A 20,446-nucleotide genomic window follows, 5' to 3' on the forward strand; every position below is an offset into this window, starting at 1 on the left:
ACACGCTGTAGACTTAAGAAAAAGGAAGTTATATTTTGTCAATTTGAATTCGTCGGCGTACAGAGGTACGGTAGAGTTCAAATTGACAAAAAGCAAGCAATGGAGCGGAATCCTCGATGGATTCCGCTCCATTCAACATCTGTTCAAACCGGAGCTTCTTCGCTTCGCTCAGAATAACAAATAGTTCTTTGCTAGCGGTAGAACGACTTTTTCGACAGTCTGAGAGCATGCAATCATCCGATTGCATGCTCTTTATATTCGATGGGTGTCATGCCCGTCTCTCTTTTAAACACTGCACTGAACTGTGCAGGTGTAGAAAATCCGCACACCTGCGAAACAAGTGTGCAGGAATAGTTATCTTCTTTCAGAAGCTTTTTTGCCTGTTCCAATCGCTTTTGCATCACATATTGCATAGGAGAACGCCCGGTCAGTTTTTTAAAAACATGACGAAAATGATCATAGCTGTAAGAGGATTTTTCAGCAAGCTCTTCAATAGAGATATTAAACACCTGATTGTTATCAATCTCACGAATGATGCTCCACATAGATGTTTCGTCCCCGTCCTTTTGTTGCAGTCTGCTGATTTTGATTAAAAGCTCGGATATCTTATGGTCGCAAACCTCTTTGTAGCGTGCTTTCTTTTGGGTATACTCTTCTAAAATATCGAGCAGTAATTTTAAAATGCTTCCATCCTGCTCGCAGGCATATACACCGCTGCCAAGACTTATTTTTTTGTCACACAAAAAGCCCAGACACAAGTACTCGCTTCTTTTTTCGGCTCGCTGATTCCGATATATCCCCTTAGGCGTAAAGCAGATATCACCCGGCTTGTACGGAAAAATATCTTCTCCCACCTTAGTCTGCCCTGCCCCTTTAATAAAATAGATAATTTCATGGTAGGTATGGTTATGGGCTTTAAAATTTGTGCGCGGTTTATGAAAGTTTTTAAACATAAATAAAATACTGTTTTCCATATCTGCACCCCTTCACCAAAAAGTATAAGAATGATAGCCGTTTCATTATATCATACTTTTCAAAAAAATGCTACAATAAATTTAAAGAAATAAAAAAGGAGAGATGAACTATGAAAAAATTATTAAGTGTTTTGCTTTGTATGTGCATGTTGCTTAGTGTTACTGCATATGCGAAAAGCTACACCGTAGGCATTTCGGACGACGGGTTTTCCTCGGGCGGTGCCTGGCTCGCCTCGGGCGTAAAGGGCGCTGATGGCACATCTTCCATGTATTCTAAGGAAGGTGCTGCCACCGCAACCTTTGCTTCCCCGTTGAAAACAGCAGGTAATGCAAAGGTTGAGTTTTACAACATCTCAAACAGCTCTGACCCGAAATTAACCATCCAGGTTACCTACAACACCGACAAAACCACCGCTATTTCCATCGACCAGACCAAAACACCCGACGGTTGGGTTGATCTTGGTGTGTACAATTTTGATGCGGCAGAAGGCGAAGGTGTAACCGTAATCCGCGGTCTCGGCAACACCCGCATCAACAGTGTTCGCTTTACCGAAACCAAGGATGCTGTAAGCATTCAGGGTGAAGAAGCCGAAAAGGTAGAAACTAAAGAAAACGAAGAGCAGGAAAAAGACCTTGATGCAGACAATCCTGACGCAATTGTACTGACACTGGATAACAGCGAAAAGACCGGTGACTGGAAAGAATCGTCCTTAAGCGGTTTTACAGATAAGAAATCCGTAAATACCACCGAAAAGGGTGCGACCGTATTTTATAAAGCACCCGTTACAAGCGGTAATGCAAAGGTTGCTTTCTTTAACATTCAGGAAGGCTCTGCCCCCGACGGACTTTTAGAGGTTATTTATGACGGTGACAAGGTATATAGTCAGGAAATTGACCAGAATCAGGTGCCCAAAGGTTGGGTAAATTTAGGTATATTTAACTTTACCGGTGCAGAGGGCGAAGGCATTCGCTTTACCAAAAACAGCAGTGGCGGTTACGCTCGTGTTGCAGAGGTTCGTTTTGTACCTACCGAAGAAAAAATCACGGTGAAAGAAGAAGTTGTGATTCCTCCCGAAGCTTTTGAAGGGGATGATATGGCAAATATCAAAATGGAAGGCTTTGAAACAGTATCGGGCAAATGGCTGACCTCTCAGCTTCGCGGTTTTTGCGAAACTGGCTCCGCTTATTGCGGAGAGGTTGGCGGTTCTGCAAAATGGGATCCGCAATTAGATACCCCCAACATGGTTACCATCTACATTTACAAGCTGGTTTATGAAAACAATGTAAACGATGCACTGTATCAGGTACACCATGACGGCAAGGTGGAAGATATCCGCGTAAATCTTAAGGAGGGCACTACCGGCTGGCATTGCCTCGGCACCTTTAAATTTTCCGGCAACGGTGATGAATATGTAACCGTAACCAAAGACAAAGAAACCGATTATGAATCCTATATCCGCGCCGATGCGGTAAAATTTATTGCAGTCAGCGATGACGAAGCCATCAACAACAATATCAAACGTTATATTATTGTAGACAATGACCCACCGATTTATTTTATGGTAACTGAATTTTCGGACACCACCGACCATTGGGCAAAAGCCAACATTTCGCTCATGGCTAACAGAGGCTTGGTTAAAGGCGTCGGTGAAGATGTATTCAATCCCGACGGCAATATCTCCAGAGCGGAATTTACGACCCTTTTAACCCGCATTTTGGAGCTTGCTGAAGTGGACAAAGCAACCTTTGCAGACAGCGAAGGCTGGTACAAAGGCTACTTAGCTGCAGCAGTTGAAGCAGATTTGTTCAACGGCTTACCCATCGAAAACAATCAAATTTATCCCGACAAGCCCATTACCCGTGAAGAAATGGCGTTGATGATTGCAAACGCAGGCAAGGCTAAAAACAAACCCATTATCGCTCCCGAAACCACCAAAACCGTAACAGACTTTACAGATGGCGCATCGGTCAGCGCATTTGCAACCTCTGCATGTCAGTATGTCATTGACAACAAAATCATTACCGGCTACGAGGACAACACTTTCCGTCCCGTGAACACCGCAACCCGTGCAGAGGCCACCGTTATGCTCCAAAGATTTTTAGAACAGGTGCTCTGGGCAGGTCCTGTGGACATGAGCAAGCAATGGACTTTGACCTTCTCAGACGATTTTAACGGCGATGCGATAGACACGAACGTTTGGGTATCCGAAAACAAGGCAAACGGATGGTCTGCCATCTTCTCTTCCCGTTATCCTGAAAATCTGGAAGTGAAAGACGGTTATCTTTACATGCACACCAAGAAAAACAACCCCGACCCGCAAAACGAATGGTCGACCGCTTACATCTGGACCAAGGAATTCAAGCAGAAATACGGCTATTTTGAAGCAAGATACAAATACAATGATGCTTCGGGCGTAAACAATGCGTTCTGGCTGATGACAGACGGACAAACCAACGGTTTGTACCCCGGTGAGCACGAAATCGACATCAACGAGGGTCACTACCCCAACCGCTCTACACACAATCTGCACTATTATGACAAAACCAAGGAAACCCGTGTGGATTCGGGCTATGCCGTAGACTCCCGGGAAAACTATGCAAGAGATTTCCATATTTTCGCTTGCGAATGGACACCCGAAGAAATTATCTTCTATGTGGACGGCAAAGAAACCCGACGTGCAAGTGTTAAGGATACCGCTATGGAAGACACAGAATCGGTTGTTCGGTTCTCCACCGCTGTTTCCACCTTTGCAGGCAAAGTAACAGATGCCTTAGACGGCAAGTCTATGGTTGTTGACTATGTAAGAGTTTACCAGACCGATTATAACAAATAAAAAAGATATAAAAATGCTGTCTCACCTAAAAGTGAGACAGCATTTTTTTATTCCTCTTCTAAGCTTTGCAATGCGACACGCACCGCTTCCACCACAAATGCCGTAAAGGTGCAATCCTTGCCCTCTATCGCCTTTTCCACATTCTCAATGATATCATTCGGAAAGCGAATACTTTTGCTTGTCGTGGGTGGTATGGATGGTATTTTAAATTTTCTCATACACTCATCTCCTTGTAACACTATTATATATACATATTGCGTTACAGTATGCACCTCTGATGTTTTTCATTCGTCTTTCATTTGTCTTGCTTTTTAGAAATTTATGTGATATAATAACAACAAAGGAGATGAATGAAATGAAAAAACCACCGAAACCACAATGGAATCTGCCTGATATTGTGGATATCAATTTATTAAGGTATTTGAACTCGCTTTGTCCATTTTGCAAAAAAGACGGTGTCTATACCCTCTCCGACCGCCACACCTGCCTGGAATGTCACAACGAATGGCCCTTGGAAAACGATAACAAAAAAGGACTGTAATACAGTCCTTTTTTACATTTTCTTTTAAATTAAATCTGCCATATCCAGAACAAGACGTTCGGTTTTTTCCCAGCCTAAGCAGGGGTCGGTAATGGATTTGCCGTAAATACCTTCGCCGATCTTCTGGCAACCGTCTTCGATATAGCTTTCAATCATAAAGCCTTTTACCAGGCGGTTAATGTCGTTACTGTGGCGGCAACTGTGCAACACTTCTTTGCAGATACGAACCTGCTCACCGTACTGCTTATTGGAGTTTGCATGGTTTGCATCCACAATCAGCGCCATGTTGTCTACTTCTTTTTCTGCATAAGCATTGTAAAGACGAATTAAATCTTCGTAGTGGTAGTTGGGCTGAGACTGGCCGTGCTTATTCACATATCCTCTTAAAATTGCGTGTGCCAGCGGATTTCCCTTGGTTTGTACTTCCCAACCGTTATAAATAAAGGTGTGGGAATGGGTTGCGGCAATAATGGAGTTAAGCATTACAGAATAGTCACCGCTGGTAGGGTTTTTCATACCTGCCGGGATATCCATACCGCTGGAAACCAGTCTGTGCTGTTGGTTTTCTACAGAACGGGCACCGACAGCTACATAGGACAAAATGTCGGATAAATAACTGTAGTTTTCGGGATACAGCATTTCGTCTGCGCAGAAAAATCCGGTTTCGGTAATCACTTTGGTGTGCAGGTCACGAATTGCTAAAATGCCCTTTAGCATGTCCGGCTTTTCGTTGGGGTTAGGCTGATGCACCATACCCTTATAACCATCACCCGTTGTACGGGGTTTGTTTGTATAAATACGTGGGATAATCAAAATTTTATCCTTTACTTGCTCCTGCAGTTTTGCAAGGCGGAAATTATAATCCATAACAGAATCTACTTTATCCGCAGAGCAAGGACCAATGATCAACACCATTTTGTCAGACTTGCCTGTAAAGACATCTGCAATCTCCTTGTCACGATTTTTTTTAGCTTCTGCCAGTTCTTTGGACAGCGGAAACTGAATTTTAATCTCCTCTGCTGTCGGCAATTTTCTTTCGAATGTCATGTGCATGTCAATCATTCCTTTCTAAATAATTAACATATATTATATCACTGCTTTGCGAAAAAATCAAGTATTTTTACACATTTTTTGTATATTTATTTCTATACTGTTTGGGAGAAATGCCTTTGGCTTTTCGGAAGTCTTCAATAAAGTGGCTGGTAGATACATAGTTTAAAGCTTGTGCAATGCTGCTTACAGAATCGGTCGTACAAATCAGAAGCCGCTCCCCCTCCGCAAGCTTTACCGACTTCACATACTTGGTAAACGGCATATTCATCACGGTACGAAAAAGCCTTGAAAAATAACCGTCGCTCAGATTACACAAAAGCGCCGCCTCGTGCGTTTTTAGGTTTCCGTTGGTTTCTTTAACCACCTGCATGGTTTTTTGCAACAGCATCAGGTTTTCACGGCTGATAGAGCTTTCCACCGATATGATTTCGTTATTCTCTTTACGAATTTTCAGAATTTCTGCACAAACTTTTGTAATATCTGCACGTACAAACAGTTCATCTGCATACCCTTTGTCCAAAAAAGTCTGCATGGCGTTTTTCAATAGCCTGTCTATTTCTGCATTCTGACTGATGATACGGCTTGCACCGACTCGATCCGCACTGAAATTAAACATATATTCAAAAGCACTGGAGGTCTGCCCAAAGCTGTATAAGATGTCAGGCAGAAATTTTACCACAATAAATTCTGCATCCTCCAAAAAAAGAGTTCTGTGAATTTCACCCGGATAAATAATCATTAAATCGGCATCCTTCAAAACATATTCCGTTTCTCCGACTGACGCAAGGATTTTACCATCCAGTACATACAAAAACTCAATATACCGATGAAAATGATAACGCTCCTTGTTCATACCGGTTGTTTTTTTGCCTTTCCGTAAAATACATTGCACATTCAAGCTCTCTCCGTTACGGACAGCCAAGCCCTCATCTATTGCCATAACATCCTCCAATATCAGAATTTCGATATTTTTTATTTAAAAATAGTATAGCATATCTTTCCAAAAAATGCTATACTTATTTTAAAGAATTTTAATCGGAGGGATAAATAACTATGATTAAAGTAACAATTTTCAATGAGTTTTATCATGAACAGGCAGAAGATCATGTAAGAGAAGTATATCCAAAGGGTATCCATGTTGCCATTGCTGATTTTTTGGCCTGCGATGAAGTAAAGGTTCGTCTTGCTCCTTTGTATGACGAGAATCTCCAGCCCACACCCGACTGCAATTTAAGCGAAGAAGTGTTAAGAGACACCGATGTTTTACTGTGGTGGGGTCACATGCGTCACCAGACTGTTCCGGATGAAGTGGCTGACCGTGTTTGCGAGCATGTTAAGCGCGGTATGGGTATTATCTTCCTGCATTCGGGCCACCATTCCAAGCCTTTCAAAAAGCTTATGGGTACAACCTGTAACTTAAAGTGGAGAGACGGTGCAAAAGAAAGAATCTGGATTATCAACCCTGCACACCCCATCATGGAAGGCGTAGATTGCGAATATTTTGATTTAGAAAGAGAAGAAATGTATGGCGAACGCTTTGACATTCCGACACCGGATGAGCTTTTAGCAATCGGATGCTATGCAACAAATGAAGTGTTCCGCAGCGCCTGCACCTGGCAAAGAGGCTACGGTAAAATTTTCTATCTCCAGCCCGGCCACGAAACCAACAGAGCATACTACAACCCCTACATTCAGAAAATTTTACAAAATGCAGTACGCTGGGCAAAACCCACTTACAGAATTGATGAAGCTATCCCCTGCCCGCAATACCCTGCACAACCTTTAGAGTAAACACAAAATAAAATGCCACGTTAAAACGTGGCATTTTTTTATTTATATCCGTATTTATAACCGTATTTATACTTATATCTTCCCACATAAGAGCCATAGCGACTGTGTTTGCTGTCGCTGCTGGTCATTACGAAGCCGATAATTTTCGCCTGTACTTTTTTCAGACGGCGAATCATTTCGTCCACCATATCAAATGTAGTGTAATTGTTTTTCACAATTAAAACCATCGCTGTGCAACGCTTGGAAACCACCGCTGCATCGGTTACAACAGTTACCGGCGGCGTATCTACAAAGATGTAGTCATATTTGGTTTTCAATACATTAATGATATCGGTAAATGCCTGCGAGGATAACACTTCTGCCGCGTTGGGCGGAATTTCACCTGCTGTGATGCAGTCAAGCCCGGGTCGGATATCCTTGCGGATAACATCGTCAAGTGTAACAAAACCACAGATTACATTGGTCATACCTTCGCCGAGGTCTGTCTGCAAATAGCGGTGCACTTTAGGCTTACGCAGGTCGCAGTCAAGTACAATTACTTTTGCACCCATCTGTGCAAAGGCAATACCCAAATTCACAACCGTAGTACTTTTGCCTTCACCCGGAATTGCGCTGGTTACACCAATTACTTTGCCTCCCTCTAACTTCGGCAAAGAAAACATAATACTTGTACGCAGTGTTTTATAATTTTCAGAAGTCTCAAAATTAGTGTGTTCGGATAAAATGTTACCCAAATCCACAAGAGCCTCTTTTTTCATTCTCTTTTTCACGATTTTTTACCTCCGTATAGCTTAATCCAATTCGCCTAAGATGGAGAATTCATACCGTTCCGATAATGCTTCAGCACTGTGAATTTTTCTGTCCATTGCTTTCAACACAAACGCAAGAACAACACCCAAAATTGCGCCAATAATGAAGCCGATAACAGCACTTGTCACTTCACCTTTTGCTACGGGTGCGGAGGGTTTAATCGGTTCATCGATAATCTTTACTTCACCGACTGTAAACACATTCATCAGCTGTTCAGGTGCTTTCGCCAGAACTTTCTGTACAATCAAATATGCATCCAGTGCATTGGGAGCTGTCGCAGTAACTGACAGCAATTCAGTTTCATTCACAAGCTGAATATTAATCATTCTGCTTAATTCCTGCCAAGAGTATTTCTCATCAATTTCACGGCTGACATTTGTCAGGAAAGAGCGCCCCTTTAAGATTTCTATGTAAGAAGTACTGAGCATTCTGGCGGATTCAATATCGAACTGACTGATATATGCTTCTTTTTCAAAAGCAGCTGCATTCAAATTTGTAACATATAAGCGACCGTCGGAAGCATATACATCCGGTTGCAATACAGTTCGCACATACTGCAAAGAGGAAACAGCAATCGCCATCACCAATATTAAAACTTTGTAACGCCAGAGAACCGCAAAAATATCCTGCAGAGTCAGAATCTTTTCTTTTTCTTCCATTTTTTCATCTCCTACAAATAATCATTAATATTATAATACCATATCAATTGGCATTTGTCAAATCATTTAAACGGATTTTATACTCTGAATTTCGCCCTTCCGTCCAGACATTTTGGCGAAGTGCATCATAGATAATCACCCTGCTTGCATAATCATACAGCACGACTAAACCGTCCTGCCTGCAGAACACATTGTATGTTTCGCCCATTGAATTTGTAATCTCGGTAAAGGAATCGCCGAACGCCTTGTGTAAATAGGATATCCCTGCTTTGTTGCCATCCATGAAAAAAAGTTCAATGCAATATAAGCCGTCACGGTCAAACTCCAGAAATATCTTTGCCGACTGCTCCCCCAACGCCCCTAAAGAATCAACCATAAATGCACTGTGCTCGGTGTTAACATCGGTATATGACTCGCACGGAATACCGCCACATGTCTCCAAAAGGATTTCTTCTGCTCTGTCGCGGGACATGTTCAAAGACAGAATAAAATCCTCTGCAAAATCTTCATTCTGTTCATCGGTCTGCAGAGTGTTGTCCTCCGTTCCGTATATTTTTTTGGGAGCATTTGTATTTTTTTGAAAATAACAATACCCCAAGCAAGCAATCCCAACAATAAGAATGCATATAAAAATCTTTAAAAAAGAGCCTGTTTTTTTCTTTTTCCGCACAACGCACCCTCTTTTCAAAACTTTTTTACAAGCCCAAAAGCATCCGGGCATTATTTTCAAACCAATCGTCTGTTATCGAACCGTTCAAAATTTTTGAACGCTTATAAGCCTTTTCCAGTTCACATTTCCGTATATGCATATTATGCATATCACTTCCTGCAACAAGTATGCGATTCTGCATCCGGTATTTACGGATACGACGGGTCCCGGATAAAAACAAAAATGCCGATGCATTCAGCTGAAACACAACGTCCAGCTGTAAAATCCCGATTCGCTCTAATATATCCTCCTTATAGCGATCCACATGTGCAATGATTGGTTTCAAGCCCTTTAACCCGATTTCATAAACCCATTCACTCACGGCTTCACTCATATTTTCAAATAACGGCTCCAGCAAAATATATTTTGTATCTCCGATACAAAGCTTTTCAAGCTGTTTCAAACTAGGAAGATACTGATTCAGTGCAACTTCCGCACCCAGAATAATTTCCGGAAACGGACCTTCCTCGTTGCGCATTGCATAATTCAACGTTTCAAACGCCCTATTCCGCGCTTCTATAAAAAATTCAATATCCTCATCAATATTAGCATGACAGTGTGGTGTCGCCACAACAAAACGAATTCCTTGTGCATAAGCAGTTCTTAACATTTCAAGACTTTCATCCACTGATTCAGCCCCGTCGTCAATGCCCGGCAAAAAATGGGTATGCACATCTACCATGAACAAATCACCTGTTCCTTTCAAAAGAAATTCCTTTTTTAATTATAGCATGCAAAAAAACTTTTGTCAAATAAACCACCAAAATTTCCATGTTTTACTGTAAAAAAAACGACCAGCTACATGGTCGTTTTTTAGACTTATTCGGTTACTGTTTCTGAATCCGCTTCTACAATGCCGTATTTAATGTTGCTGGATTTCACTTCTTCCGTATCTGCTTTGGGATTGTAGAAGAATATGCTACTGCCGTTACTGTATGTTACAACAATATCTTCCTGCTTCCACACCTTATAACTTAAATCTTCATTAATTGAAACTTCCTCATAGTTTTCGCCAAAATGCTTTTTCAGGTATTTCATAATTTTTTTCTGCAAATCCGCACCCGAGTAATCCCCGATGCCGGTCATCATCTGCACCTGATATAATTCGTCAGACTCTGTAAAATAAAGAAGAATCATCGTATCTGCTTTAATCATGCCGGGGACGCGATTCATTTCGTAAATGTCGCTACCGCTGAGCCGGGAAGCCTTTAAATCTCGGACAAGCTCTACAGATGCTTGTTCCGTACCCATGCCCCATACCAAATCACATGAGCCATCACTTTTATTTACAATATATAATCCCAATGCAAGTGCTGCAATCACAAGCACAGCAATCAGAATCAATACAAGCGTCTTTTTAGATTTCTTTTTTTGTTCCGTATTATTGGACATTCACCCTCTTCTCCTTTCTACATTACGCATATTATATCATTAAATTTATAATTCGTCAATAGTTTTTTACATTCTGTCCGTTTATACACATTTCGACCGTCTCGGCGACACCAGAAAAAATTTTTTGTGCGTTAATAACTCCCGGCTCACAAAAAAAGCACCCTCTTCGGGGTGCTTTTGGAGCGGATAATGGGAGTCGAACCCACCTGTTCAGCTTGGGAAGCTGACATTCTACCGATGAACTATATCCGCGTGTATTTAGAGTATAACACATTTTTATTGAAATTGCAAGTATTCTTTTTATATTTCCCTTGAAAAAAGACATGAATATTGCTATAATAAAGATGAGGTGAAATTATGCGTAAACTTATATCTCTTTTGTTAGTTTTATCCATGACACTCGTAGCTTTGCCAGTTTATGCTGAGGACAATGCCACTTTTTCCGGCTACTGTTCCTGGGTTGGCGACTGGAAAACAAGCAGTGCCGTAAAAGGTCCGTTTGAACACGCGGGTGAAACATTCTGGATTAACGGTGTCGGAAGCGAAGCAACACTTACCTATTATCCCGAAATCACATATCCGTCCGAGGTATCCATAGATGTATATCTGCTTTACTGGCATCAGCACCAAAATAATCGTGTTAAATACGAAGTGCATCACAACGGAAAAGTAGACACGTTTATCTTAGACCCCTCTACTTTGACCGAAAGTTGTTGGAAAAATTTAGGCACCTTTGATTTTAAGGGTGATCAGGAACGGGAATTTGTTCGCCTTGTATGTATGCCCGGTCAAATACCGGGCGCAAACACAAGAGCCTCGGCAATGCGCTTTACCACAAGCAATGAAACCTTTTATGTTGCACCAAACTACACGGTAGAAAATGCACTGAACGGTGCTTCTATTGCGCCCTTAAATAAATTTTCGGACATGGAAAACCACTGGGCGCGTTATGATGTGGAATACATGGCAAATGAAGGACTTGTTTCAGGCGTTGAAGATTCTCTTTTTGACCCCGAAGCACAAATCACCCGAGCAGAATATGTAACCATCTTAGACAGAGCTTTAGGGCTTGAACTTTATAAAGGCGGATCATACAGTGATGTTTCTCCTGATGCCTGGTATGCACCCTATGTTGCCACTGCCAAAGCAGGCGGATTGCTTAAAGGCTTGCCCACTGATGACGGCTTTAAGCCCGATCAGCCAATAACCCGCGAAGAAATGGCTCTTTTCACATACAATGCCATCCTGCAGACCAGAACAAACGATGAATGGATAAGCAGTTTCCCGGACGTGTATTCTTCTTTCACCGATACCGATGCTGTATCCGAATGGGCAAAGGAAGCAATGTCTTATTTAACGCGCACAAACATTATAAAAGGCACAACCGACACAACTGTTTCACCCAAAGAAACGGCAACCAGAGCCCAGGGCACTGTTATCTTAAAGCGGTTTATGCAACAGTTTGTATGGGCAGGTCCGCCTAAAGGCGAGAATTGGGTTATGACCTTCAATGATGAATTTTCAGGTAATGAATTAGACTGGAGCATCTGGCGGTCTGAAGCTGCTTTCCCTTCGCACATTCTTTCCTCCCGCTGGCCCGAAAATGTAGAAATGTATGACGGCAATCTGCACTTAATTACCCGAAAAGAACAAATGGGCGGTGCGGAATGGACCTCTGCAAGCGTATGGGTACGTCCGGAATTTTTCAGACAAAGCTACGGCTACTGGGAAGCGCGTTATAAGTACGCCCCGGCTTCCGGCTTAAACAATGCTTTCTGGATTACCACGCAGCCCCTTAACGGGTTACCCATGGAAAAGCATTATGAGTTAGATATCAACGAAGGACATTTCCCGAACGAAATCAACACCAACTATCATGCACGATTTGGTGGTAACAACGAATCAAACGGTGAAATTGATAAACCAGAATACAATTTATCCGAAGATTATCACACCTACGGTATTGAATGGAGCGAAGAGGAGCTGAAATATTACTTTGACGGTGAAGTGGTAGCAGTAAAAGCCAACAACACCAAAGGCTTACACGCAGATGTAGCCATCGTCCCCTATCTTTCCACTGCAGTTTTAGACTGGGCAGGTCCTATCGTAGATGAGCTTAGTGGCAAGGCTATGGTCGTGGATTATGTTCGTGTATGGCAGAAAGAAAAAGATGCAAACAATCCTGATCGCACCATCAAGGGAATGCCATTAGAGGGCGTCTCCCCCTCGGGTGAAAAACCGGGATCTGTTGAAACCGACACCAATGTCTTAAAGGATATTAAAATCGTCTCTGTCGCAGAGCAGACTATTGACAACACCGCCTATCCCGGAGAAATCATTATTCCGTGTGTAACTGAAGGCGACTGGTCCAAATCCACCGCAATTCCCAATTACAACGGTGGCGAGCATTACTGGTCAAGCACGCCTAATGCCGTGGTAAGATATCCTCTAAAAGGTATTTCAAGCGGAAACTATGACATTTATATCTGGCGCACACCGCACCAGTTTAACGTCCGGCAAATGGACATGATTTTAACACAACATGGTAAGAACGCGCTTTGCGGTTCGGTGGCTCTTAGACTTGCCGAAAACGAAACCGCCAAGCCCGGATGGATTTTACTCGGCAATCACACCATTTCCGATCCGAACGGTTATATTTATTACATAAGCAACGGTACCAACTGTCGGGCAACGGCTGTAAAACTTGTACCAAAAAAATAACAAAAAGACTTGTGCAATGCACAAGTCTTTTTGTTATCTGCTTAGTAATTTTTCGGCATTTTCATGATAAATTTTCTGTTTGTCGGCTTCTGACATATCTAAATGCTCAATCAGACGAACTTCCCAGAACGGTCTGTGCCAGGGAGTATCCGAGCCAAACAGAATTTTATCTGTTCCGTGTTTTTCCACAATCGCCTGCGCTGTTGCACGCGGAATCACTGAATAACTAAAGGAGGTATCAATGTATAAAGGCAATCCGCAAAGCTTTTCAAGCACTTCTTCACCCGAAAACGCTCCGCCGAAATGGGCTAAAACAATAGGCGAATCAAACCATTTAACCGCCTCAACGAAATGATCGGGCATACCGTGAAAAGGCGGTGCAAATCCCAAATCCCGTCCGGCATGAAACATAGTAATCAAACCCAGTTCGCCTATTTTTTTATAGATCGGCTTCATTTTTGGGTCGTTTACATAAAAGTTCTGATACTCGGGATGGAATTTTATACCCTTTAAGCCTAAAGCCTTAATGCGTTCTAATTCTTCTTCCCAGTTTTCAGCTTCAGGATGAATCGAGCCAAACGGCACAATTTCGTTGCAAGCCAAAGAGGCAGCAAAATCATTCACACTTTGCATCTGCTTCGGGTTAGTCGCAATGCTTTGCACCACACTTATGTCTACCCCATCCCGCTTCATGCTCTCCTTAAGTCCCGTAACGGTACCGTCTGTCTGCGGTATCAGTCCGCCGGATGCCTTCGCAAGCGAGTCCATAGCTCTTTGCGCTATTTTTTCAGGGAAACAATGGGTGTGAAAATCAATCAACATATTCTGTCATCCTTCCTTCAATTCTGTCAATAAAAAAGTTTTAAGGCTGTCTTGCCAATCCGGCATTCTAAATCCGATTACTTTTTCCGCTTTGCTGTTATCCAGAACGGAGTAAGCCGGTCTGCTTGCTTTTGTCGGAAATTCTCCTGTTTTACAGGGATTTACAATACACGAAATTTCTGCAAATTCCGTAATTGCTTTTGCAAAATCATACCAGCTGCACATTCCGCTTCCCGTGCAATGATATGTACCGTATTCTCTAGTTTGCACAAGCTTTAAAATCTGTTTTGCAAGATCTTTGGCATTTGTAGGGCAACCAATCTGGTCTGCCACAACTTTAAGTTCGCCTTTTTCTCTTGCAGCTTTCATAATGGTTTTTACAAAATTCTTGCCGTGCGCGCTGTATAGCCAGGCGGTGCGCACGATAAAATGCTTCTCATACTGACGCACAGCCTGCTCGCCCGCCTCTTTTGTTTTGCCGTACACGCTTGTCGGGCAAACCGCATCCGATTCCGTATATGGCGTATTTGCAGTTCCGTCGAATACATAATCCGTAGAAACATGTACCAAAGGGATGTTCCGTTTTTTTGCAAATTCGGTAAGATTTTGTGCACCGAGCACATTTAAACGATACGCATTTTCTTCGTCCGTTTCCGCACCGTCAACATTGGTATATGCGGCACAGTTTATAATTCCGTCGCATGCACCGCTGAACTCTATCGGTTTTGTAATGTCCAACGCATCCAAATCGGTTGCAATGGCATTTTCGCCTAACAGTTTACAAATCTCCCGACCAAGTTGCCCATTGGCACCGGTTACCAACATCTTCATTTTTTCACCTCGCATTGACATTTTTGCCGTTTCGTGATACACTTATAAACGGTGATAATATGATTCAGATTCTGCTTGCCACTTATAATGGTGGCAATTATTTAAAAGAACAGTTAGATTCGCTTTTCGCACAGACCTTTCAGGATTTTAAAATTCTTGCGAGGGATGACGGATCTACCGACAACACTTTATCTATTTTAAACGAATATGCCGAAAAATATCCGGGTCGGTTAGAAATTAAAGTCAATAACCCGCCCACCGGCAACGCAAAAGACAATTTCTTTTTATTGATGCAGGATGCAACCGCAGATTTTATTATGTTTTGCGATCAGGACGATTTCTGGCTACCTGAAAAGATTGAAATGACGTTGTCCGAAATGCAACAGCTGCCACAGGATAAACCTGCACTGGTTCACACCGATTTAACGGTTGCAGACGGCAATTTGAAGCCTGTAAACAATTCTTTTTACCGTATGCAGCACTATGAGCGTGCCATGAAGCTGACCTTAAACAAGGCGTTGTCCCAAAACACAGTGACCGGTTGTACAACCATGATAAACAAATGTCTTTGCGACATGGCAAAGCATACAAACCACAAAGATATCATTATGCACGACTGGTGGCTCGCGGTAATTGCCGCAGGCTTTGGCAATGTTCGTGCCATAAAAACGCCCACCATTTTATACCGTCAGCACGGCAAAAATTCTGTAGGTGCCAAAAGCTTCTCCCAAAGCTTTCGGATGGTCAGACGCGGTGAAAAGGATTTACAGAAAAGTCTGGACAAAACCTATGTACAAGCCCTTTATTTCATCAAAAGCTTTGCTGAAAAGCTTGAAGAAAACAAAAAAGATGCTATCAGCAAATTTGCGACCGTTCCCAAAGCAAAACCTTTTAAACGGGTTACAATCATCATCCGCTACGGTTTCTGGAAGCAATCGCTTATCCACAAGCTTGCACAACTCGGTATGCCATTTTTATCCAAAATCAGAACGATGTTTGAAAGTGTTTTCTCGAAATGAGAAAACACTTTTTATTTATTAAATCCAAACAGCTTTTGCCAAAGCTTGCCCTGCCTGTTCCGATAAAATTTACCGTCATGGCAGACAAGGATTTCTGCTTTACAATATTCCGCCTGATTCAACACATCACACACAAAAAACCCGCTCTTACGGTATTTTAAATCGTTATACTTTGTTTCGATATCAGGTCTGTCATAACGGAATGCCGGTAAAATACGCTTCGTTTCATCCGGCATCGTCAACAAAACAAATACAGAAGCCGTCTCGGAAGGCACATTTTTCATACAACACCAGCCGTATGCGATAAAAAAGCTTCCTTGCTTAGACATACTGTCTATGGCATACCGCACAGTGCGATTCTGCATTGCATCGGGCACCGGAGACGGCTCCGTTAAATCTAAAAGCTTTCTTACATACGATTGCCGTATTTCTGCCTCATTTTGCTTTAAGAGCGCTTCTCTGTGTGCAACCGCATCCCGATTTGCAGGCACTCTGTACAAAGAGGTCGTTTCCTCCACCGCAACAAATTCATACCGTCCTGCATATTTCAGCCAAAGCTCCCAGTCCTCTAGGTACTCTAAATCCGTGCGAAAGCCTCCATGCGCCTCATACACCTCACGTTTGAAAAAGACAGTCTGAATCGGAAATATGTTATGCACAAGCAAATTTTCTTTAGAATAATGCAAAAACGGACGTTGCGTAACACTGATTGTCTCGTAAACATACGGATTGGTGCTTTGTATATCGGTTACCGCTTCATCTGCCTTTGCGTAAAAAATCGACTGTTCAGGCATTGTCAGAGCTGTTTGTACCATAATTTCCACATGCTTTTCATAGAACAAATCGTCATCATCCAGAAAATTCAGGTATTCACCGGATGCCAAAGCCAGCGCTTCATTTCCTGCAACACTTCTGCCCTTTTTCTCCCCTAAAGCTTTATACTTTATGCTCATACCGGAGAATTCTCCGGACAGCAATGCTTCAGACAACGGCGCACCGTCCTCCACAACACAAACTTCAATATTCGGATAGGTTTGGTTTTTAATGGATTCCAAGCATTCTTTAAGCACCTTGGGTCTGCCACAGGTGCGCACTAAAATGGAAACCAGGGGTAATTTCTGCACCGTAAAACTCCTTATCTTTCCTGATACTCCGCACAAACGGGTAAAGTTTCGCCAATTTTCTTTACAACGCCTTGTTCCAACCACAAAACTCTGTCACAAAGGCGTTCAATCTGTTCAATGGAATGGGACACAATCAAAACGGTTGTGCCGCCCGACATCATTTCTTCGATACGTTTTACGCACTTTTCCTGAAACTTGTAGTCGCCCACAGATAAAATTTCGTCTACAATCAAAATGTCGGGACGTACAAGTGTCGCGATGGAAAATCCAAGTCGTGCAATCATACCCGACGAGAAATTTTTAATGGGTACATCCAAAAACTCCTCCAACTCCGAGAAAGCAACAATTTCGTCAAATTTTTCTTTGATATATTCTTTGGTATAGCCAAGAACATAACCGTTTAAGAAAATATTCTCTCTGGCTGTTAAATCCATATCAAAGCCTGCACCAAGCTCAATCAGCGGTGAGATGGTTCCGCTTACCGAAACCGTTCCCTCGGTAGGCTTTAATATGCCCGATACAATTTTTAAGATTGTACTTTTGCCTGAGCCATTTAAGCCCACAATGCCAAACACTTCCCCTTTTTTTACAGTAAAGGAAACGTTAGACAAGGCTTTAAACTCACTATACATAAGCTTGCCTTTTACGAGCTTAACAAAATATTCTTTAATGCTGTCAATTTTCTCTTTTGACATATTAAATTTCATGGTGACATTTTCCACCGTAATTACGTTTTGCATGAAATATCCCTTTCTTAGATATACAAAATAAACTTGTCCTGCTTCCGCTTAAAGAAGTAAAGACCGAATACAAGCATCACCAGCGAAAAGCCTGCACAAACTAAATTGGAATGCAAATCCGGAATGTGTCCCTGCAGTACCAGAGCACGAAAATACAGGATATAATGATACAGCGGATTGAATTTTATAATTTTAAAAATTGCAGACGGCAGAATTTCTGTCGGATAAAAAATAGGTGTCAGATACAGCCAGGCGGTTGTGAAAACACCATAAAGGTGCCCAATATCTCTAAAGAACACATTTGCCGCCGATAAAAAGAAGCTTAAGCCCACAGCAAACACAAAGGCATACAGCATGGGAATCGGAAACGCCAGAAACGTAATTTTAAAGGGAACCTTTAAGATTAGCATCACCAGAATGGTTGCCACAAATGCAAACAACATGTTTACGAATGAAAAAATGCACTTTTCAAGCGGAAACAAATACTTTGGAATATAAACTTTACGAATCAGCGCCGATGCATCCACAATCGAGCCCATGGATGTATTGGTTGCTTCTGTTACAAATGAAAAAATCAGAAAACCCGTTAAATAGTAAATCGGGAAATGCTCGATATTGCTTTTGAACATATTCTGAAATACCGCTGTAATAACAAGCATCATTAAAAGCGGATTCAAAACACTCCACGCAATTCCCAGAAAAGAACGGCGGTATTTTGTTTTCAAATCCCTTTGCACCAATGCGCCAAGCAGGTTTTTATATTTTAAAAAATTCAAAATATACTGTTTCATGTGTATCTCCTTTTATAGTTCTGTTTTCAGTATATCATATTTTGTAAAAAATAGCAAGAAAAAAGACCGCTCGGCGGTCTTTTTTTATTCTGTTATTTGTTTCGGATTTTTCTGCGTTTGGATTCGTAATTTATATGCATTTTTCAGATTTTTAATATGAACCGTTCTTGCACCTTTGGCATGCTCACCATCTAATGTCCAGTCAAATTCACCGTTTGACTCAATGGTCATACTGTCTGCCTGGAAAAATTCAAACATATCTCCCGAAAAATCCGACTGAGACAAGCCAAATACAACAGAAGCCAGCTGCATAGGCGTTTTTGGTGCACGAATCAGCAACACTTCAAAAAGCCCGTCGTTCATGCAGACAATATCCTCAGAGATGTGTAAAATCCCCCCGATGGATTTGGAATTTCCGATTGCACCAAAACAAAATTCACCTTCAATAATCCGGTCAGCAGTTTCAAGCTTTAACTGATGGGGTGCGATGCTTCCCAAGTCCTTGACGCCTTCAAACAGGTATGCAAGATGCCCGAAAGTCTTTTTCATACTTTTGGGAGTCTTATACGATACAGCCGTAAACGCACCAAAAGATGCAATATAAATAAAATGTCTTCCGTTAAAAGCACCAACATCCATATTCTGGCATTCTTCAGCTAAAATATTTGAAACTGCCTCGTGTACGTCAAAGGAAATTTCAGCACTCTGTGCAAAATCATTTGTGCTGCCGGACGGAATATAACCAATTTCAACAGGCTTCCCGGAACGGATAACACCGCTTATAACTTCATTAAGAGTCCCGTCGCCTCCACAGCAAACAATCAGGTCCTTGCCCTGCTCAGTCGCTTCAAATGCCAGCTCTTCTGCATGCATGGCGCGCAGAGTAACGGCAACCTCTATACTGTAGCCGTGCAAACCAAACTGTTCAAAGATGTCCGTAAAATGACCACGGAGACGATTCTTTCCGGCAGATGCATTTACGATAAAGAGAACCTTTTTCATCGCATATCCTCCTTGTTACTCCATACATTATATACCCTTTTTCTCATTCTGTCAAACAAAAACCATTGACTTTTCCCGAAAATATGCATATAATAAGCTAAAAGGAGTGATTGTCATAGAAGCAAACATCTTATTATTTATACAGGAATACTTACGAATACCGCTTTTAGATTCGGTTTTTAAAGGGATTACCGCCTTGGGCAACGCAGGCTTTATCTGGATTCTTTGTACAGTGCTTTTGCTATGTTTCAAAAAGACAAGAACTGTTGGATGGATGTGTGCTGTTGCACTGCTTGCCTCTCTGGTAATCAACAACCTCATTTTAAAAAATCTGATTGCCAGAATCCGTCCTTACGAAGTCATTGAAGGCTTGAAAATTCTGATAGATGCCCCTCATGACTTTTCGTTTCCGTCAGGGCATACGGCAAGCTCGTTTGCTACGGCAACCGTTTTGTATATGACTTTACCAAAAAAATTCGGTATTCCCGCATTGATTCTTGCTGTACTCATCAGTATTTCAAGACTGTATCTTGGTGTACACTACCCCACAGATGTCCTGGGCGGGCTGCTATCCGGAGTTGCCATTGCTTTCACAACTGTTTATATTTTTAAGAAAAAACGCCTCGTATGAGG

Annotated in this window: 21 protein-coding genes and 1 tRNA gene; 6 read left to right on the forward strand and 16 right to left on the reverse strand. The window is 42.0% G+C overall.

Annotated elements, in window-relative coordinates:
- Window positions 1-233: 233 nt before the first annotated feature.
- On the reverse strand, window positions 234-974 hold the full coding sequence (locus IJE10_05470) for an AraC family transcriptional regulator (protein ID MBQ2967550.1): 741 nt from the start codon (window positions 972-974) through the stop codon (window positions 234-236).
- Between the two features lie 110 nt (window positions 975-1,084).
- Between IJE10_05470 and IJE10_05475 the strand changes: the two genes are divergently transcribed.
- A complete protein-coding gene (locus tag IJE10_05475; GenBank protein ID MBQ2967551.1) occupies window positions 1,085-3,808 on the forward strand; it encodes an S-layer homology domain-containing protein in 2,724 nt (907 codons plus the stop codon).
- Between the two features lie 47 nt (window positions 3,809-3,855).
- Here IJE10_05475 and IJE10_05480 read toward each other — a convergent pair whose 3' ends face one another.
- On the reverse strand, window positions 3,856-4,026 hold the full coding sequence (locus tag IJE10_05480; protein MBQ2967552.1) for a hypothetical protein: 171 nt from the start codon (window positions 4,024-4,026) through the stop codon (window positions 3,856-3,858).
- A gap of 137 nt (window positions 4,027-4,163) precedes the next feature.
- On the opposite strand from IJE10_05480, the gene IJE10_05485 reads away from it, so the two are divergent.
- Complete coding sequence (locus tag IJE10_05485; protein ID MBQ2967553.1) at window positions 4,164-4,349, forward strand: hypothetical protein; 186 nt, start codon at window positions 4,164-4,166, stop codon at window positions 4,347-4,349.
- Window positions 4,350-4,373: 24 nt separating this feature from the next.
- On the opposite strand, the gene IJE10_05490 is transcribed toward IJE10_05485, so the two are convergent.
- Entirely contained in the window at window positions 4,374-5,402 is a 1,029-nt protein-coding gene (locus IJE10_05490; protein MBQ2967554.1) for a 3-deoxy-7-phosphoheptulonate synthase, read from the reverse strand.
- A gap of 67 nt (window positions 5,403-5,469) precedes the next feature.
- On the reverse strand, window positions 5,470-6,342 hold the full coding sequence (locus IJE10_05495) for an AraC family transcriptional regulator (GenBank protein ID MBQ2967555.1): 873 nt from the start codon (window positions 6,340-6,342) through the stop codon (window positions 5,470-5,472).
- A gap of 113 nt (window positions 6,343-6,455) precedes the next feature.
- Here IJE10_05495 and IJE10_05500 point away from each other — a divergent pair, with 113 nt between their 5' ends.
- A complete protein-coding gene (locus tag IJE10_05500) occupies window positions 6,456-7,193 on the forward strand; it encodes a ThuA domain-containing protein (GenBank protein ID MBQ2967556.1) in 738 nt (245 codons plus the stop codon).
- Between the two features lie 38 nt (window positions 7,194-7,231).
- Here the strand turns inward: IJE10_05500 and IJE10_05505 are convergent, their stop codons facing one another.
- From IJE10_05505 to IJE10_05530, 6 genes are all read right to left on the reverse strand, one after another.
- Window positions 7,232-7,963, reverse strand: a complete 732-nt coding sequence (locus tag IJE10_05505; protein ID MBQ2967557.1) for a CpsD/CapB family tyrosine-protein kinase — start codon at window positions 7,961-7,963, stop codon at window positions 7,232-7,234.
- 21 nt (window positions 7,964-7,984) lie between these two features.
- Window positions 7,985-8,662: a hypothetical protein gene (locus tag IJE10_05510; GenBank protein MBQ2967558.1), complete on the reverse strand. Its 678-nt coding sequence runs from the start codon at window positions 8,660-8,662 to the stop codon at window positions 7,985-7,987.
- Between the two features lie 43 nt (window positions 8,663-8,705).
- Complete coding sequence (locus IJE10_05515; GenBank protein MBQ2967559.1) at window positions 8,706-9,260, reverse strand: hypothetical protein; 555 nt, start codon at window positions 9,258-9,260, stop codon at window positions 8,706-8,708.
- A gap of 97 nt (window positions 9,261-9,357) precedes the next feature.
- Window positions 9,358-10,077, reverse strand: a complete 720-nt coding sequence (locus tag IJE10_05520; GenBank protein MBQ2967560.1) for a hypothetical protein — start codon at window positions 10,075-10,077, stop codon at window positions 9,358-9,360.
- Window positions 10,078-10,190: 113 nt separating this feature from the next.
- Complete coding sequence (locus tag IJE10_05525) at window positions 10,191-10,763, reverse strand: hypothetical protein (protein MBQ2967561.1); 573 nt, start codon at window positions 10,761-10,763, stop codon at window positions 10,191-10,193.
- Window positions 10,764-10,941: 178 nt separating this feature from the next.
- Window positions 10,942-11,015 (reverse strand) — tRNA-Gly (locus tag IJE10_05530).
- 105 nt (window positions 11,016-11,120) lie between these two features.
- Here IJE10_05530 and IJE10_05535 point away from each other — a divergent pair.
- On the forward strand, window positions 11,121-13,484 hold the full coding sequence (locus IJE10_05535; GenBank protein MBQ2967562.1) for an S-layer homology domain-containing protein: 2,364 nt from the start codon (window positions 11,121-11,123) through the stop codon (window positions 13,482-13,484).
- 33 nt (window positions 13,485-13,517) lie between these two features.
- On the opposite strand, the gene IJE10_05540 is transcribed toward IJE10_05535, so the two are convergent.
- Window positions 13,518-14,306: an amidohydrolase family protein gene (locus tag IJE10_05540; GenBank protein MBQ2967563.1), complete on the reverse strand. Its 789-nt coding sequence runs from the start codon at window positions 14,304-14,306 to the stop codon at window positions 13,518-13,520.
- Window positions 14,307-14,312: 6 nt separating this feature from the next.
- Window positions 14,313-15,137, reverse strand: a complete 825-nt coding sequence (rfbD, locus tag IJE10_05545; GenBank protein ID MBQ2967564.1) for a dTDP-4-dehydrorhamnose reductase — start codon at window positions 15,135-15,137, stop codon at window positions 14,313-14,315.
- 59 nt (window positions 15,138-15,196) lie between these two features.
- On the opposite strand from rfbD, the gene IJE10_05550 reads away from it, so the two are divergent.
- Window positions 15,197-16,156, forward strand: a complete 960-nt coding sequence (locus IJE10_05550) for a glycosyltransferase family 2 protein (protein ID MBQ2967565.1) — start codon at window positions 15,197-15,199, stop codon at window positions 16,154-16,156.
- 11 nt (window positions 16,157-16,167) lie between these two features.
- On the opposite strand, the gene IJE10_05555 is transcribed toward IJE10_05550, so the two are convergent.
- From IJE10_05555 to IJE10_05570, 4 genes are all read right to left on the reverse strand, one after another.
- Window positions 16,168-17,280: a glycosyltransferase gene (locus IJE10_05555; GenBank protein ID MBQ2967566.1), complete on the reverse strand. Its 1,113-nt coding sequence runs from the start codon at window positions 17,278-17,280 to the stop codon at window positions 16,168-16,170.
- An 11-nt stretch (window positions 17,281-17,291) separates the two neighbouring features.
- A complete protein-coding gene (locus tag IJE10_05560; protein MBQ2967567.1) occupies window positions 17,292-18,020 on the reverse strand; it encodes an ABC transporter ATP-binding protein in 729 nt (242 codons plus the stop codon).
- 14 nt (window positions 18,021-18,034) lie between these two features.
- Complete coding sequence (locus IJE10_05565; protein ID MBQ2967568.1) at window positions 18,035-18,811, reverse strand: ABC transporter permease; 777 nt, start codon at window positions 18,809-18,811, stop codon at window positions 18,035-18,037.
- A gap of 84 nt (window positions 18,812-18,895) precedes the next feature.
- Complete coding sequence (locus tag IJE10_05570) at window positions 18,896-19,813, reverse strand: diacylglycerol kinase family lipid kinase (protein ID MBQ2967569.1); 918 nt, start codon at window positions 19,811-19,813, stop codon at window positions 18,896-18,898.
- A 106-nt stretch (window positions 19,814-19,919) separates the two neighbouring features.
- Here IJE10_05570 and IJE10_05575 point away from each other — a divergent pair, with 106 nt between their 5' ends.
- Window positions 19,920-20,444 (forward strand): phosphatase PAP2 family protein, encoded by a 525-nt coding sequence (locus tag IJE10_05575; GenBank protein MBQ2967570.1) that lies wholly within the window; start codon window positions 19,920-19,922, stop codon window positions 20,442-20,444.
- The last annotated feature ends 2 nt before the right edge of the window (window positions 20,445-20,446 follow it).

This window comes from Clostridia bacterium (assembly GCA_017410375.1).
Lineage (GTDB): Bacteria > Bacillota > Clostridia > RGIG6154 > RGIG6154 > RGIG6154.